The organism is Arthrobacter sp. LT660 (genome assembly GCF_056172845.1).
In genome coordinates, this window is sequence record NZ_CM149651.1 from 1,173,150 (window position 1) to 1,188,464 (window position 15,315).

Consider the following 15,315-nt stretch of genomic DNA (forward strand, 5'->3'; position numbering starts at 1 on the left):
GACTAACCGTTCCTAGCTGCTGTACGCGGAGTTCTCGTGGACATAGTCGTGCGTGAGGTCGTTCGTCCAGATGGACGCCTCGGCCGTGCCCGCGTTCAGGTCGATCTCGACGAGCACCCCACGGCCGGCGAGGTCCACCAGCGAACGGTCCTCGCCGATGCCGCCGTCGCGGCAGACCTGCACGCCGTTGATGGCGACGTTGAGCCGGTCCGGCTCGAAGGCCGCCCCGGTGGTCCCGACGGCGGAGAGGACGCGGCCCCAGTTGGGGTCGCGGCCGAAGATGGCCGTCTTGAAGAGGTTGGAGCGCGCGACGGCGCGACCGGCCTCCTCGGCGTCGGCCTCGGTGGCGGCGTTGAACGTGCGGATCGTGATGTCGTGGGCCGCGCCCTCGGCATCGTGGATGAGCTGGGTGGCCAGGTCGGTGCAGACCCCGGCGAGCCCGGCGGCGAACTCCGCGGGGTCCGGCGAGGTACCGGACGCGCCCGATGCCAAAAGGACCACGGTGTCGTTGGTGGACATGCAGCCGTCCGAATCCGCGCGGTCGAAGCTGACGCGCGTCGCCGCGCGCAGGGCCGCATCGAGCTCGGCCGGCTCGACGACGGCGTCGGTGGTGAGCACCACCAGCATGGTCGCCAAGCCCGGGGCCAGCATTCCTGCGCCCTTGGCCATGCCGCCGATCGCATAGCCGGTCCCGGCGAAGCCGGCCTCCTTGGACACGGAGTCCGTGGTCATGATGGCCGTCGCCGCGGCGGCGCCGCCGTCGTTCGGGCCGCCGTCGCCGAGGACGCGCGTCGCTGCGTCGATTCCCGGAAGCAGCTTGTCCATCGGCAGCTGCTCGCCGATCAGGCCGGTCGAGCAGACCAGGACGTCGCCCGCGCTGACTCCAAGGGTTGCGGCAACATGCTCGGCGGTCGCGTGGGTGTTTTGGAACCCCTGGGGCCCGGTGCAGGCGTTGGCGCCACCGGAATTGAGCACGACGGCGTCGGCGCGCCCGTCGGACACCGCTTGGCGGGACCAGTGGACCGGCGCCGCGGCGACGCGGTTGGAGGTGAAGACGGCCGCGGCGTGCTTCAGCGGACCGTCGTTGACCACAAGGGCGACATCCGGCTTGCCGGAGGCCTTCAGGCCGGCGGTGACTCCGGAAGCCCGGAATCCCCTCGGGGCGGTCACGCCGGAGGACGCTTGGGCGCCGGTGGTGGGATTGCTGGTCACGGGGATACTCCTTCGAGGGTCAGGCCCGCATCCTCGGGAAGCCCGAGCGCGATGTTCATGGACTGAATGGCGCCGCCGGCGGTGCCTTTGGTGAGGTTGTCGATCGCGCAGACCACAATCACACGGCCGGCGTGCTGGTCGAACGCCACCTGGAGGGTCACGTGGTTGGACGCCTGGACCTGCTTGGTGTGTGGCCATTGGCCCTCGGGGAGGAGATGCACGAACGGCTCGTTCGCATACGCCGACTCCCACGCCGTGCGGAGCATCGTCGCGTCCACACCCGGCTTCACCCGGGCGGTGGCCGTGGTGAGAATGCCGCGCGGCATCGGGGCCAGCGTCGGCGTGAAGGAAACCGTGACGGGGCGGCCGGCCGCGCGGGAGAATCCCTGCTCCATCTCGGGCGTGTGGCGGTGTCCGCCGCCGACCCCATAGGGGCCCATTCCGCCCATCACCTCGGATCCCAGGAGGTGGGGCTTGACGGACTTGCCAGCGCCCGAGGTGCCGGAGGCGGCGACGATGACGACGTCCTCCGGCTCCAACAGGTCCGCCGTGAAGCCGGGCACCAGCGCCAACTGCGCCGACGTGGGATAGCAGCCGGGAACGGCCACCCGCCTCGCTCCGCGCAACGCGTCCCGCGCGCCGGGAAGCTCGGGGAGGCCGTAGGGCCACGTCCCGGCGTGCTCAGACCCGTAGAACTTTTCCCACGCCGCGGCCGATTCGAGACGGTGGTCAGCCCCTGCGTCGATGACCAGCGTGCCCTCCGGCAACGCTGCCGCCAGTTCCGCGCTGGCGCCGTGCGGAAGGGCCAGGAAAACGACGTCGTGCCCGGACAGGTTCTCCGCCGTGGTGTCGACCAGCACGCGGTGGGCCAACGTCCGCAGGTGCGGCTGGAGCGCGCCGAGCGGCTGGCCGGCGTTGCTGTGGGCCGTGATGGCCCCGATCTCGACGTTCGGATGGTGAGCCAGCAGACGCAGGAGTTCGCCGCCTGCGTATCCGCTGGCTCCGGATACGGCTACTGAGATGGTCATGTCGACCAGCGTACAACCGGTTTATGCATGATGGCTAATAAATATTCACACATGGGTGTCCTGTGTCCGGACGCGTCGCCGAGCGCGGCGGTCACCCCACCCGTTCACCCTGGCGGTCTAAGGTTGTCCCCAAGCGCCACCGAGGTTCAAGGAGAGATTCATGCCGTATGCAGTCCAGGCGGTCCGCGCGGGTGGGCCGGAGGTCTTCGAATCCGTCGAGGTCCCCCGTCCCGTTCCGGGCCCGGGCCAACTGTTGGTCAAGGTCGCCGCGGCGGGCGTGAACTTCATCGAGACGTACCAGCGCGCCGGAGTCTACCCCGTCGACTACCCCTTCATCCCGGGCTCCGAGGCCGCGGGGACGGTAGTGGAGGTCGGTCCCGGCGTCGAGGGTTTCGCGCCCGGTGACCGGGTCGCCGGCAGCGACGGCAACGGCACGTATGCCGACTACACGCTCATGCCGGCCGGCAAGACGTTCCATGTGCCGGACGCCGTGTCCGACGACGCCGCTGCCGCGCTTCCGCTGCAGGGCATGACGGCGCATTACCTCATCAACTCCAGTTTCAAGGTGTCACCCGGGGACAAGGTCCTCACGTACGCCGGCGCCGGCGGGGTGGGCCTGCTCCTGACACAGCTGCTGAAGCTGCGCGGAGCCACCGTCATCACCACCACGTCGACTCCGGAGAAGGCCGCCCTTGCGCGTGCCGCCGGCGCCGACCACGTGCTGGGGTACGAGGAGGTTCCGGACGCCATCCGTTCCGTCACGGGCGGGCGCGGCGTCGACGTCGTGTACGACGGCATCGGCAAGGACACCTTCGAGTCTTCCCTGGCGGCCCTGCGGACCCGCGGCACGGTGGTCCTCTTCGGCGGTGCCTCCGGCCAGGTGCCGCCCTTCGACCTGCAGCGGCTGAACGGCCTCGGATCCCTCACGGTCACCCGTCCCAAGCTCGCCGACTTCACACGCGACGCCGACGAGGTGCGGTGGCGTTCAGGGGAAATCATGTCCCTTGCCGCCGATGGCCGGCTGGACGTCCGGATCGGCGGCCTCTACCCGCTGGCGGATGTCGGCCGCGCGCACTCGGACCTCGAATCCCGTGCAACGACCGGGAAAACGCTGCTGGTTCCGGGCGGCTCGCGCCTCGCCGGAGGCCTCTCCTAACGTGGCTCAACCCCTGAACTCCCTGGCCGGCGCGGCCGCCTCCGCCTATCTCCCCCAATTGCCCGGCGCCGCCCGCACGCCGTGGTCCCGCACGCTGCTGGACGTCTTGAACGCCACGGCCGCGCTCCATCCCGATGCGCCCGCGATCGACGACGGAGAGGTCTCGCTCAGCTACGCGGAACTCCTGGACGAGGTCAAGGCGCGGGCGCTGACCCTGCACCAGGCAGGCCTCGGGGCCGGCGATCGCATCGGAATCCGCATACCGTCCGGGACCCGTGACCTCTACATCGCCATTCTCGCCACCCTCGCGGTCGGTGCCGCGTACGTGCCGGTGGACGCCGACGATCCCGACGAGCGTGCCCGCCTTGTCTTTTCGGAGGCGAAGGTGGCCGGCATCCTCCGGGGTGGCGGCAAGATGGTGGTCGGCAAGAAGCGCCCCACTCCCCACCCGGCGCCGCGCAACCCCTCCCCGGACGACGACGCGTGGATCATCTTCACCTCGGGTTCCACTGGTACGCCCAAGGGCGTCGCCGTCACCCACCGATCGGCCGCCGCCTTCGTTGACGCCGAGGCTCGGATCTTCCTCGCCGGGGAACCCCTCGGCCCGGAGGACCGGGTGCTGGCCGGATTGTCCGTGGCCTTCGACGCGTCGTGCGAGGAGATGTGGCTGGCGTGGCGCCACGGCGCCTGCCTGGTGCCGGCGCCCCGCTCGCTGGTGCGCTCCGGCGTCGACCTGGGTCCCTGGCTGGTGATGCGCGGCATCACCGCGGTGTCCACGGTGCCGACCCTTGCCGCCATGTGGCCCGCCGAGGCCTTGGAAAACGTGCGTCTGCTGATCTTCGGCGGCGAGGCTTGCCCGCCGGAACTCGCCGCCCGCCTGGCCGTCGAGGGACGCGAGGTGTGGAACACCTACGGACCCACCGAGGCCACGGTCGTGGCCTGCGCCGCCCCGCTCACGGGCGAGGGCCCGGTGCGCATCGGCCTGCCGCTGGACGGCTGGGACCTGGCGGTCGTCGACGACGCGGGGGTGCCCGTCGCCGAGGGCGAAACAGGTCAGCTGATCATCGGGGGCGTCGGCCTGGCCCGCTATCTCGATCCGGCCAAGGACGCGGAAAAGTACGCGCCAATGGAAACCCTCGGCTGGGACAGGGCATACCGCTCGGGTGATCTCGTGGTGTTCGACCCCGCCGGGCTGCTGTTCGTGGGCCGGGCAGACGAGCAGGTCAAGCTTGGTGGCCGACGGATCGAACTCGGCGAAATCGACGCCGCGCTGCAGGCGCTTCCGGGCGTCTCCGGTGCCGCGGCAGCCGTGAAGACCACGGCGGCCGGAAACCAGATCCTCGTCGGCTATCTCGCCGCGCCCGCCGGCTTCGACGTGGACGGCGCACGCACCGCCCTCGGCGACGAGCTGCCCGCGGCATTGATCCCGCTGCTGGCCGTGGTCCACGACCTGCCGACCAAGACCAGCGGCAAAGTGGACCGCAATGCCCTCCCCTGGCCGCTGCCGGGATCCGGACCAAACGACTCTGGCGTGCTCTCAGAGCTCCCGCCCGAGGCGCAGTGGATCGTAGACCAGTGGTCCGCGGTGCTGGGCGCGCCGGTCTCCAGCCTCGACACCGATTTCTTCGCCAGCGGCGGCGGTTCCCTTGCGGCCGCGCAACTGGTCTCCGCTCTGAGGCAGCGCTATCCCACCGTGACGGTCGGAGACATCTATTCCCATCCGCGGGTGGGCGCGCTCGTCTCGGCGGTGACCGGTACCGTCCGTATAGATTTCGAGGCCGAGCCGCGGACTGTCGCGCGGACCACCCGCAGGGCACAGGTGTTCCAGACGCTTCTGGGCGTTCCGCTCTTTATTCTCGTTGGCATGCGTTGGCTGACGTACCTGATGGCGCTGAACAACGTCCTCGGCGCCCTCGGCGTGCTGACGGCGGCCCCCACCGTGTCCTGGTGGTGGGTCCTGGTTTCCTGGCTGGCCTTCGTCAGCCCGGTCGGTCGGATGGGGATCTCCGTCGCCAGTGCGCGCCTGCTGCTGCGCGGGCTGAAGCCGGGCTCGTATCCGCGCTCCGGCAAGGTCCATCTGCGCCTGTGGCTGGCCCAGCACATCGCCGACCTGGTGGATCCGGTCAGCCTCGCCAGCGCGGCGTGGGTGCCGTACTACGCCCGGGCCCTCGGCGCGAAGGTCGGACGCGACGTCGATCTGCACTCCGTTCCCCCCGTGACCGGGATGCTGGAGTTGGGGCGCGGCGCATCGATCGAACCCGAGGTCGACCTCAGTGGCGTCTGGCTCGACGGCGACCGGGTTCATGTGGGAACCGTCCGGATCGGATCGGAGGCAACCGTCGGCGCACGGTGCACCCTGCTTCCGGGCTCCACGGTCGCCGACGGCGCCCATGTGGCCCCCGGCTCCGCGGTGTCCGGAAGCACCAAGGCAAACGTCGCCTACGCCGGCTCGCCCGCCGAACGCATCGGTCGGGCCAAACGCGTCTGGCCCGACGCCAGTGCCCGCTCCGGCCCGCTGCAGACCATCGGCTTCGGCGTCGCCGCGGCCGTCTTGGCCACCATTCCGTATGTCAGCGTGGCGGTCGCGGTCGTCATCGTCGCCTTGGCCGCGGACGGAAAGTCATCCCTGTTCGCCGCCGTTCCGACGCTGCTGGCCACGGTTCCGCTGGCCGCCGCCATCTGGTTCCTCGTGAACATGGCCACGATCGCCGGATCGGTCCGGCTGCTGTCCATCGGAATCAGCGAGGGTTGGCATCCCGTCCGCGGCCGGATCGGCTGGCAGGTCTGGGCCACGGAACGGCTTCTGGACATGGCGCGGGACCTGTTGTTTCCGCTCTACGCCAGCCTGTTCACGCCGGTTTGGCTCCGTATCCTCGGCGCGAAGGTGGGCCGCAACGTGGAAGCCTCCACCGTCCTGCTGCTGCCGAAGATGACCACCATCGGCAGCGGCGCGTTCCTCGCGGACGACACGATGGTGGCGTCCTACGAGCTCGGCGGCGGATGGATGCATATTGCGCCCGCCAAGATCGGCAAGCGCGCCTTCCTCGGCAACTCCGGCATGGCCGGCGCCGGCCGTCGGGTTCCCAAGAACGGGCTCGTCGCCGTCCTGTCAGCGACACCGGCCAATGCGAAGTCCGGCTCTTCGTGGCTGGGCAGCCCGCCCGTCAGGCTGCGGCGCACCGCCGTCGTGTCCGACGAGTCGCTCACGTTCCAGCCGCCCCTGCGACTCAAGGCGGCGCGGACGCTGTGGGAACTCTGCCGATTCTTGCCCGTGATGGTCACCGTCGCCCTGGCGGTCCTCGTGCTGGCCTTGCTCGATGCCATCGCGGTCGGCCTTGGCTACGTACCTGCGGCGCTGCTCAGCGGCGTCGTCATGTTGTCGGCGGGGGCAGCCGCCGCCGTGAGCGCCGTGGCCGCGAAGTGGATCCTCGTCGGTCCGATCCGGGCCGGCGAGCACCCCCTGTGGAGTTCGTTCATCTGGCGAAACGAGGTGGTGGACACGTTCATCGAGATGGTCTGCGCCCCGTGGTTCGCACGCAGTGCCTCCGGCACGCCCGCCCTGGTCTGGTGGCTGCGCGCGCTCGGCGCGAAAATCGGACACGGCGTCTGGTGCGAAAGCTATTGGCTGCCCGAGGCGGACTTGGTGCGTCTGGGTGATTCGTCCACCGTCAACCGCGGCTGCGTCGTACAGACCCATTTGTTCCACGACAGGGTGATGGCCATCGACACCGTGGAACTCGGCGCGGGCTCCACCATGGGCCCGCACGGCGTCATCCTTCCCGCCGCATCCCTCGCCGCCGGCGCCACCGTGGGACCCGCGTCCCTTGTCATGCGTGGCGAAACCGTCCCGCCCTCCAGCTACTGGATGGGCAATCCCGTCAAACCCTGGAAACGCCCCACTTCATGAGTCCAAAAAGAAAAGCGGCCCCCGCCGGTCCGCTTCCGGATCCCTACCTTCCGCAGTCCGGCAGTGCCGACTACACCGTGGAGCACTACGACCTGGACCTCGAGTGCAAACTCGGCGGCAACCGCCTCGACGGCCGGGCACGAATCCGAGCCACGGCGTTGACGGACCTGGACCGGGTCGAACTGGACCTCGCCGGCCTGCGTGCCACCAAGGTTTCCGTGAACGGCAAGAAGGCCGGCAAGTTCGTCCACCGCGGCAACCGTCTGGCGATCGTTCTGCCGACGCACGTCGACGCCGGCGCCGGGTTCGAGCTGGACGTGCGCTACGGGGGGACGCCGGGCCCGCGCGACAGCAGCTGGGGCGAGGTCGGCTGGGAGGAACTGCAGGATGGCGTTCTGGTGGCGGGGCAGCCACACGGCGCGCCGACCTGGTTCCCATGCAACGACCATCCCAGCCGGAAGGCGTCGTTCCGCATCAGCGTCGAAACCGACGCCGGATACCGCGCCGTGTCCAACGGTGCTCTGGTGGACCACGGGCGGCGTTCCAGCCGCGAATCGTGGACTTACGAACAGCGCGAACCCATGGCGACGTACCTCGCCACGCTGCAGATCGGCCGCTACGAGTGGCTGGACCTGCCCGCATTGCCGGACGCCGCGTCGGGCCCACCGGACTCCCCGCCTGCGCCACCGGTCTGTCCCCATCCGTCGCAGCGCATGGCCGTCCCCGCGTCGCTGGCCTCCGCGGCACTCGCGGCTTTGGCCGACCAGCCGCGCATGATGGAGGTCTTCTCCCGGGCTTTCGGCCCGTACCCGTTCGGCGACTACGTGGTCGTGGTGACGGAGGACGAACTGGAGATTCCCTTGGAGGCGCAGGGGCTATCCATCCTTGGCCGAAACCACTTGGACACGGGGTGGGAGCAACAGCGGCTGATCGCCCACGAGCTCTCGCACCAGTGGTTTGGGAACTCGCTCACGCTGGGGTCTTGGAGCGACATCTGGCTTCACGAGGGCTTCGCCTGCTACGCGGAATGGATCTGGTCCGAGGCCTCCGGCGGCCCATCCGCGGACGCGCGGGCGCGGGCGGCGTGGAGGCGGCTGCAGGGCCTGGCACAGGACATTATCGTCGGCGACCCGGGCCCGGACTACATGTTCGACGACCGCGTTTACAAGCGCGGCGCGCTGGCGCTGCACGCGCTACGCCTACAGCTGGGAGACGCGACGTTCTTCCCGATGCTCCGCGATTGGACGCGGCTGATGCGGCATTCGACCGTGTCCGCTACCGGGTTCTCCGAACATGTGGACCGGTACGGGGCGGAAGGGCTCTCGGCGAAGTCGTTCCTGAAGCCGTGGTTGCACCGCACCGAGCTACCCCTCCTGCCGCTGGCTGGCGCGGGCAGCCCGACCGGCACGCACGAGACTACGGCCTAGCCAGCACGGCCGCCGCAAGGAAGCCGCGCGGAAGACCCTGCGGCGTCAGCGCCGGCCCTGACGCAGTCGTCGTCGTCAGAACAAGGGTTCCTGGCGCGTCGAGTAGCGGGTGTCGAGGGTTTCCGACAACGACCGGCAGACCATCCGGACCGGTGATGCCCTGTCCGGTCGCTTTACCCACCGCTTCCTTCAATACCCACCACGCCGCACGCTGGCGGCCTCGCGCTGGTGGCGGGAGCTCGGCCAAGACGGAGCGCTCGGCCAGCGAATAGGCGTATTCATCCAGCGGAATCGAACCGGTTGCTCCGGCGAACGCCGGAGCTTCTGCGTCGGCCAGGTCGACGCCGAGAATGCCGCCTCCGGGGGCCACCCCCACAAGCAAGTGGCCACCGGCGCGGGCGTAGGACAACGAGACGGGAATCGGGCGGTCGCGCCAGAGCAGTGCGGGACGACCATGTGCCGAGCCCCCGCATACGGGACACCGCTGGACCAGCGAAAACTCCGCGGCGGTGCACCCGAGAGTTCCGGAGACACCAAGGAACGACCCGGGAAGCGGCCCGTCCAACAGCCGGGAGACGAGCTGACGCACCAGCAGCCGGCCGGCTACGAAGTGCTGTCGCGGGGCACCGGGGAGGTGGGCCGCCGCGCGCGCACGCTCTTGCGGTCCCAGCCAGGAATCAGGTAACCCGTTGCCCTCGGCCAGGGGCACAGCCGCCCACAGCAACTGCGGATCCGCGGCCCCCGTTCGCCGCACATCTAACGATGTGTCGTCCATCAATTCCTCGGCCCTTTTCATGCTCTGGTTCCCTGTGGCTGTTCTACTTGACCGCCCAGTCCGCGCCGGTTGGGCGACAACGATAGCCCACCTGTGTGACCACGGTGTGGACAGCAAGAAGTATGACACGGGGGCCTGTCAAGCTGTTTGTGTAAGTGAACTAGTCAGTTAGTGGTTTTAGTCGTTTCAGAGGTGGACGACTTGGCGTCTTCTGGTCCGTTTTGGTGTTATGCGAGGTGTTGTTCGAGGCGTTCGGGGTAGGTGAGCATCAGGTGCTGGAGGGCCTGGTTCCAGCCCATGGTTCCGGCTCCTTCGACGAGGCCTCCGCTGGTCGATTCCCGGGTGGTGGTGCGGGCCTTGGCCCTTTCGCGGGCGCGTTTGTCCTCGATGTTGCAGATCGCCAGCCAGAGCAGTTTGGTGGCGGCCTGGTCGTTGGGGAAGTGCCCGCGGGTCTTGGTGACCTTGCGCAGCTGGTAGTTCAGCGACTCGATCGCGTTGGTCGTGTAGATGGGGCCTGTCAAGTTTGCTGTGTAAGGGGCCGGTCGGTTATCCGGTCTGCCAGGTGGTCAGATCGGGAGTCTGTTGGGGAATTGGATGGCGAATGCGTTGAGTGCTTGGTGCCATCCGGCGGTGCCGGTTCCGAGTTCTCCGCCCCTGGTCGTTTCGATGTTGCGGATCCCCAGATAGACCAGTTTGATCGCGGCCTCGTCCGAGGGGAACGAACCTCTGGTTTTGGTGATTTTGCGCAGCTGGTAGTTGATCGATTCGATCTGGTTGGTGGTGTAGATGACCTTGCGGATCTCGGGGGTGAACGCCAGGAACGGCGTGAAGTCCTCCCACGCGTTCCGCCACGCCAGCACCGCACCGGGGGCCTTGGTGCCCCAGGCCTCGGCGAAGTGCTCCATGGCCAGCTGGGCTGCCTCCACGGTCGCTGCGGTGTAGATCGGGCGCATGTCCCTGGCCATCGTTTTACGGTCCTTGTAGGAGGCGTATTTCATGGCAGTGCGCAGCAGGTGGACCACGCAGGTCTGGACCACGGTTTCGGGGTAGACGCTGTTGACCGCGGTCGGCAATCCGGTCAGCCCGTCGCAGCACAGGATGAGGATGTCGCGGGTTCCGCGGTTGCGGATTTCGGTCAGGACGTTCGCCCAGAACTTCGCCCCCTCCGAGGCGCCGAGCCAGAGTCCCAGGACCTGCTTGCGGCCCTCCAAATCAACGCCCACGGCCACGTGGCAGGCCTTGTTGACCACGACGCCGCCGTCCCGGATCTTCAGCCAGATGGCGTCGATATAGACGATCGGGTAGACCTCCTCCAAGGGCCGGGACTGCCAGTGGGTGATCTCGTCGGCGATGACGTCGGTGACGCGGGAGATCGTCGCGGCCGAGACGCGCGATCCGTAGATCTCCTCCAGATGGGAACCGATATCGCGGGTGCTCATCCCCCGGGCGTAGAGGGACAGGACCATGTCCTAGACCTTGCCCAGCCGGCGGGCTCCCTTGGGGACGATGACCGGCTCGAAGGAGCTGTTCCGGTCCCGCGGCACGGTGATCTGCAAGGGGCCCTGCAGGGTCTGCACGCTCTTGGTGGTTTTTCCGTTGCGGGAGTTGCCCGTCCCGGCTCCGGCGGGGTCCCCGGACTCGTAGCCGAGGTGGTCGCTGAGCTCGGTCTCCAAAGACCGTTCCAGGACCGCCTTGGTCATCCGGGACAGCAGCTCCTCGACCCCGTGCCGGCCCTCACCGAGGTCCTCGGCGGCGCTCACCAATGCGTCGATCTGATCGGCGCTCAAAACGCCATCCAACGGATTCTCAATCATGGTGTTCTTGGCCAAAACGGCCCGTCCTTTCACAGGGTAAAACCTCAGGTCACACCCCAGTTAGAGACCGGACCCTTACACAGACAATGAAACACCCTCTGTAGACGACCTTCCGCAGCGCCGGCGGGAAGCCGAGGAACGGCGTGAAGCGCTCCCAGGCGTGCTCCCATGTCTTCACCGCCGCGGGGTACTTGACCCCCCATTTCCCGGCCGCGAACTCATCCAGGGCCTCCCGGGCGGCTTCCTGGGTCGGGGCCGTGTAGATGGTGCGCAGGGACGCGGCGACCTGCTTGCGGTCTCCGTAGGACACGAAGCGGGTGGAGGCTCGGATCAGGTGCACGACGCAGGTCTGCACGGTGGCGTGGGGCCATGTCGCGCCGATCGCCTCGGGGAACCCGGTCAGGCCGTCGCAGCACACGATCAGCACGTCCTTCACGCCCCTGTTGGCCAGCTCCGCGCAGACCCCGGCCCAGAACTTGGCGCCTTCCGTCTCGGCGATCCAGATGCCCAGCACGTGTTTGATGCCCTCCATGTCCACGCCCACGGCGATGTGGGCGGCCTTGTTCTTCACGTGGTGCCCGTCGCGGATCTTCACCACGATCGCGTCCAGGTACATGATCGGGTAGATCGCATCCAGCGGCCGGCTCTGCCAGGTGATCACCTCGTCCAGGACCTCGTCGGTGATCTTGGAGATCGTCTCGCGCGAGAGCTCGGTGCCGATCGTGGAGGCCAGGTGGTGTTCGATGTCGCGCACCGTCATGCCCCCGGCATAGAGGCTCACGATCATGTCGGCCAGCTCGCTGGTGCGCCGCGATCCCTTGGGAACCAGGCGGGGCACGAACGTGCCGGCCCGGTCCCTGGGCATGCCCAGCTCCACGTCCCCGGCACTGGTGGACACCGTCTTGGGATAGGTGCCGTTGCGCGAGTTGGACACCGCGCGTCCGGCGTACTCGTTCTTCTCATACCCCAGATGCCCGGACAGTTCGGCCTTCAGGCCACGCTCCAAGCCGGCCTTGATGATCTGCCGGATGAACCCGTCCTTGCCGTCGAGCTCGATCTCCCCACGGTCGATCTGGCCCATCAACTCGTCAAAGGCCCCCGAAGACTTCAGCGCCTCCATGTCCCCCACCGCAGCCATCCGCTCGGCGGTTTTGGACGCGTCTACTTTCATCACCGGATTCTTGTGGTCAGTCACAGTCACAATCATGCTCCATTCCAAGGGTGACTAGGCTACTTACACACACCATCTGACACCCTCTGTTCCCGGGCTCCACGCGCACCCACCGGTCGTCCTTGGCCTTCTTGGACCGCTTCCCGAACGACACGGGATCGTACTTCTCCAACAGGGCCTTGCCCTTTTGCCGCACCGACGCCGGGCTGCGGCCCGCGGCGTAGTCCAGGAGCCTGCCCCCGAGCTCGTTCCGGCCCGCGTGCACCGCGCGTTCCTCCGCGTCGACCCGACGCATCCATTCCTCCCGCGCCGCCGGGTCCTTCGACTCCGGGACCGGGATGGTCCGCGGGACGATGCGCAGGACCTGCTCGGCGATCACCGCGACGTGGGAGGGATCCACGGTCCCCCCGGTGAGGGCGTGGAGGGTTTCGGGCAGGTCGGTGGACAGGACCTCGGCGTGGTTCAGGCACTGCTGGGCGACCTCGGAGGGCACCGCCCGGACCAGCGCGATCTGGGTGACGGCCGCCGCGAAACCCGGCCGGGTGACCAGGTTCCCGGACCGCGCGGAGATCCCCATCCCGGGCCCGGACTCCAACGCCTCCAGGTGGGCGGGGGTCTTGCGCTGGGCGTCGTCGTGCAGGATCACCATCGCCCGGTAGGCCTGGGCCTCGGCGAACCGCCGCAGCTCCTCCGCGAGCTCGAACCTGCGCCCCGCGTTCACCCCACGCAAGCCAGGATCCGGGGTGAGGACCCATCCCCCCACCACTACCGAATCCATGTTCGTATCCATGCAGCCACACTAGAAGAGACCCCCGACACTTTGGGAACCGCCCACCAGCCAGTGGACAACACCCCACCCCCGAAGCCAACCAACAAAACGAGGAGGGCAAGACGTGGCAAGAGAGAAAAGGAGCCCGGTACCCCGCCACAAGGACGAGCTACCGGGCTCCCGTGAAGCGTTGCTAGCCGCGGCGCCGAAGGTGACGGATGCCTGTGCTTAGGCGCGCGTGCCGGCTTCCCCTTCTTCGGCGTCCGGCCCGACTGCGGCGACCGGCCGCGAGACAGACCATGCGAGCCACAATCCCATGGCATATAGAGGAAGCCCCATCACGAGCCGGGCCGCACCGAGTGCCGGGACATTGTCCGCGAGGTACAGCGGCACCTGTACCACTAGTCGCGCGACGAACACGGCCACGATGATCCACGTCGCCAGTGCGTAAACGCGCAGGCGTGCCCTGTCCGCCCGCCATTCGGTTCCCTCGCCGCGAATGAATCCGAAGACCAGCCCGAAGACCGGCCACCGCGCCAGAATGGAGACCACCAAAGCCACGCCGTACGCAAGGTTCGTATAGAAGCCTGGCACGTAATAGTCCTTGGCTTCTCCGGTGGTACGGGAAACAAGTGCGCAGACCGCGACGCCGATGAGTCCGGCAAGGGCTTGGGTCAGCGGGGTGCGCTGGATGAGCCGCGCGACCGTGAAAACGGCGGCCATCGCCAGAGACGCGATCAACGCTGGGTTCAGCGCCTGGGTGGCGGTGAAAACCACCAAAAAAACGATACCGGGCAGAAGCCCCTCCGCCAGCCCACGGACGCCCCCTACGGTCCGGAGGACGTCCACCTGACCGTCCGCACCGCGATGGATTCCCGATCCTTCCGCCACTCGACGTTCGAATTCGCCCCGCGGGTCCGGTTCGGGTTCGGGATGGGTCATGGCGTTGGCTCCGCATCTTGCTCGCTGCTGGGAAGGATCTCGTAGCGCGGGTTGAAAATAGTGGGAATACCGTCGACCGCGGCAATCATGCCTTCGAAGCGGAGCCTGGTGCCGGCATCCACACCGGGCACCCTGCGCTGCCCGTTCCAGACAAGCCGAACCCGTGGCGCCGGCTTGCGCCGCCCTCCCGGCGGCGCCGGGGCATCGACGACGCTGGCCGAAAACACGGGTGCCTGATCAGCCGGCATGATGCGGATGTGCTCCACGAAGCCCGAGGAAACGACGCGGCCGCGCTCCGGCAACTGCGCCAGTTTGGGGCAGCGGATCGCCAGCCGAGGGTGGTCAGCCAATGGCTGTGGTCTCCGGACCCCGTTCCGGGCCCTTCGGCACCGGGTTGGCATCGGGAAGCGGGATCTGCGGGGCGGGTGCGTCGTCCGGGCGGGCGACCGCGCCGGCCGGCATGCTGAGCGGCAGCAGTTCCGCCGGCGGCATGGGCTTGTCGCCGCGCACCACCACCAAACGGGCTATGCGGTCCTCTAGTCGCTCGGCTGCGGCTCGGTCCAGGGTCGCCGGTCCTCCCACGACGCCGCGCACGAACCAACGCGGCCCGTCGATTCCGATGAACCGGGCGACCATGTAGCCGTCCGTTCCGTCCGCTCCCTTGGTGGGAACGCGGGCGATGAGTTCTTCGCCGAAGCGCCCCTGGACGCGGTCGGTTTTTCCGCCCTGTTCCGTGATGCCCTCTGCGATCTGCTGCGAGATCCCCGGCCACACGGAGTCCGTTTTGGGTGCGGCGAAGACCTGGAGCTGCAAGCGCGAGCCGTCGAGTTCCAACGCGACGGCGATCACGCGTTGCGTACGGTCCTCCACTTCGAGGCGCAGTTGCAGCCCCTCCACAGGCTCGACCAGCAGGGAGCCAAGGTCGATGTAGCCTTCCCGCTCCGGGTGGTCGTCCGCGTCGAAGGGTCCCTCGACGTGTTCTCCGGCGCCCGCGGCGCCCTCGGATCCAGGCGTCTCCGGCATCGTGGATTCGTCCTGAGCGCCCTGGGCTTCGTCGTTTGTTTTCTTGCGTTTGAAGATCATTGTTGCTCCTTCTTGGGCCGTCGCGGCGGCC

Annotated in this window: 10 protein-coding genes and 3 pseudogenes; 3 read left to right on the forward strand and 10 right to left on the reverse strand. The window is 68.3% G+C overall.

The genetic code is table 11. The features are described 5' to 3' along the window. Window positions 1-12: 12 nt before the first annotated feature. Both argJ and argC read right to left on the reverse strand, forming a co-directional pair. Window positions 13-1,212 carry a bifunctional glutamate N-acetyltransferase/amino-acid acetyltransferase ArgJ gene (gene argJ / locus AC0QSG_RS05420; protein WP_475376888.1) on the reverse strand — a complete coding sequence of 400 codons (1,200 nt, stop codon included), beginning with the start codon at window positions 1,210-1,212 and terminating at the stop codon, window positions 13-15. Next, window positions 1,209-2,240, reverse strand: a complete 1,032-nt coding sequence (gene argC / locus AC0QSG_RS05425; RefSeq protein WP_475376889.1) for an N-acetyl-gamma-glutamyl-phosphate reductase — start codon at window positions 2,238-2,240, stop codon at window positions 1,209-1,211. The genes argJ and argC overlap by 4 nt, the downstream gene beginning before the upstream one ends. A 160-nt stretch (window positions 2,241-2,400) precedes the next feature. On the opposite strand from argC, the gene AC0QSG_RS05430 reads away from it, so the two are divergent. The 3 genes from AC0QSG_RS05430 to AC0QSG_RS05440 are packed head-to-tail and all read left to right on the forward strand — an operon-like array spanning window position 2,401 to window position 8,730. Next, window positions 2,401-3,396, forward strand: coding sequence for a quinone oxidoreductase family protein (locus AC0QSG_RS05430; RefSeq protein ID WP_475376890.1), 996 nt, complete (start codon window positions 2,401-2,403; stop codon window positions 3,394-3,396). Between the two features lies 1 nt (window position 3,397). After that, a complete protein-coding gene (locus AC0QSG_RS05435) occupies window positions 3,398-7,303 on the forward strand; it encodes a Pls/PosA family non-ribosomal peptide synthetase (protein WP_475376891.1) in 3,906 nt (1,301 codons plus the stop codon). Continuing rightward, entirely contained in the window at window positions 7,300-8,730 is a 1,431-nt protein-coding gene (locus tag AC0QSG_RS05440; RefSeq protein ID WP_475376892.1) for a M1 family metallopeptidase, read from the forward strand. Before AC0QSG_RS05435 ends, AC0QSG_RS05440 begins: the two co-directional genes overlap by 4 nt. Here the strand turns inward: AC0QSG_RS05440 and AC0QSG_RS05445 are convergent. The 8 genes and pseudogenes from AC0QSG_RS05445 to AC0QSG_RS05480 form a co-directional block, all read right to left on the reverse strand. Then, on the reverse strand, window positions 8,720-9,526 hold the full coding sequence (locus AC0QSG_RS05445; protein WP_475376893.1) for a 4'-phosphopantetheinyl transferase family protein: 807 nt from the start codon (window positions 9,524-9,526) through the stop codon (window positions 8,720-8,722). The genes AC0QSG_RS05440 and AC0QSG_RS05445 overlap by 11 nt on opposite strands. A gap of 206 nt (window positions 9,527-9,732) precedes the next feature. Next, window positions 9,733-10,014 (reverse strand): annotated as a pseudogene (locus AC0QSG_RS05450) (transposase); the annotation flags it as partial. Between the two features lie 57 nt (window positions 10,015-10,071). After that, window positions 10,072-11,319: pseudogene (locus tag AC0QSG_RS05455) on the reverse strand (IS256 family transposase). A 100-nt stretch (window positions 11,320-11,419) separates the two neighbouring features. Continuing rightward, window positions 11,420-12,490: pseudogene (locus tag AC0QSG_RS05460) on the reverse strand (IS256 family transposase); the annotation flags it as partial. Between the two features lie 16 nt (window positions 12,491-12,506). Next, entirely contained in the window at window positions 12,507-13,268 is a 762-nt protein-coding gene (locus tag AC0QSG_RS05465; RefSeq protein WP_475376894.1) for a hypothetical protein, read from the reverse strand. A gap of 219 nt (window positions 13,269-13,487) precedes the next feature. Then, on the reverse strand, window positions 13,488-14,201 hold the full coding sequence (locus AC0QSG_RS05470; protein WP_475376895.1) for a DUF3159 domain-containing protein: 714 nt from the start codon (window positions 14,199-14,201) through the stop codon (window positions 13,488-13,490). Continuing rightward, entirely contained in the window at window positions 14,198-14,551 is a 354-nt protein-coding gene (locus tag AC0QSG_RS05475) for a single stranded DNA-binding domain-containing protein (protein ID WP_435726581.1), read from the reverse strand. Before AC0QSG_RS05475 ends, AC0QSG_RS05470 begins: the two co-directional genes overlap by 4 nt. Then, entirely contained in the window at window positions 14,544-15,284 is a 741-nt protein-coding gene (locus AC0QSG_RS05480; RefSeq protein WP_475376896.1) for a DUF3710 domain-containing protein, read from the reverse strand. Before AC0QSG_RS05480 ends, AC0QSG_RS05475 begins: the two co-directional genes overlap by 8 nt. Window positions 15,285-15,315: the final 31 nt, after the last annotated feature.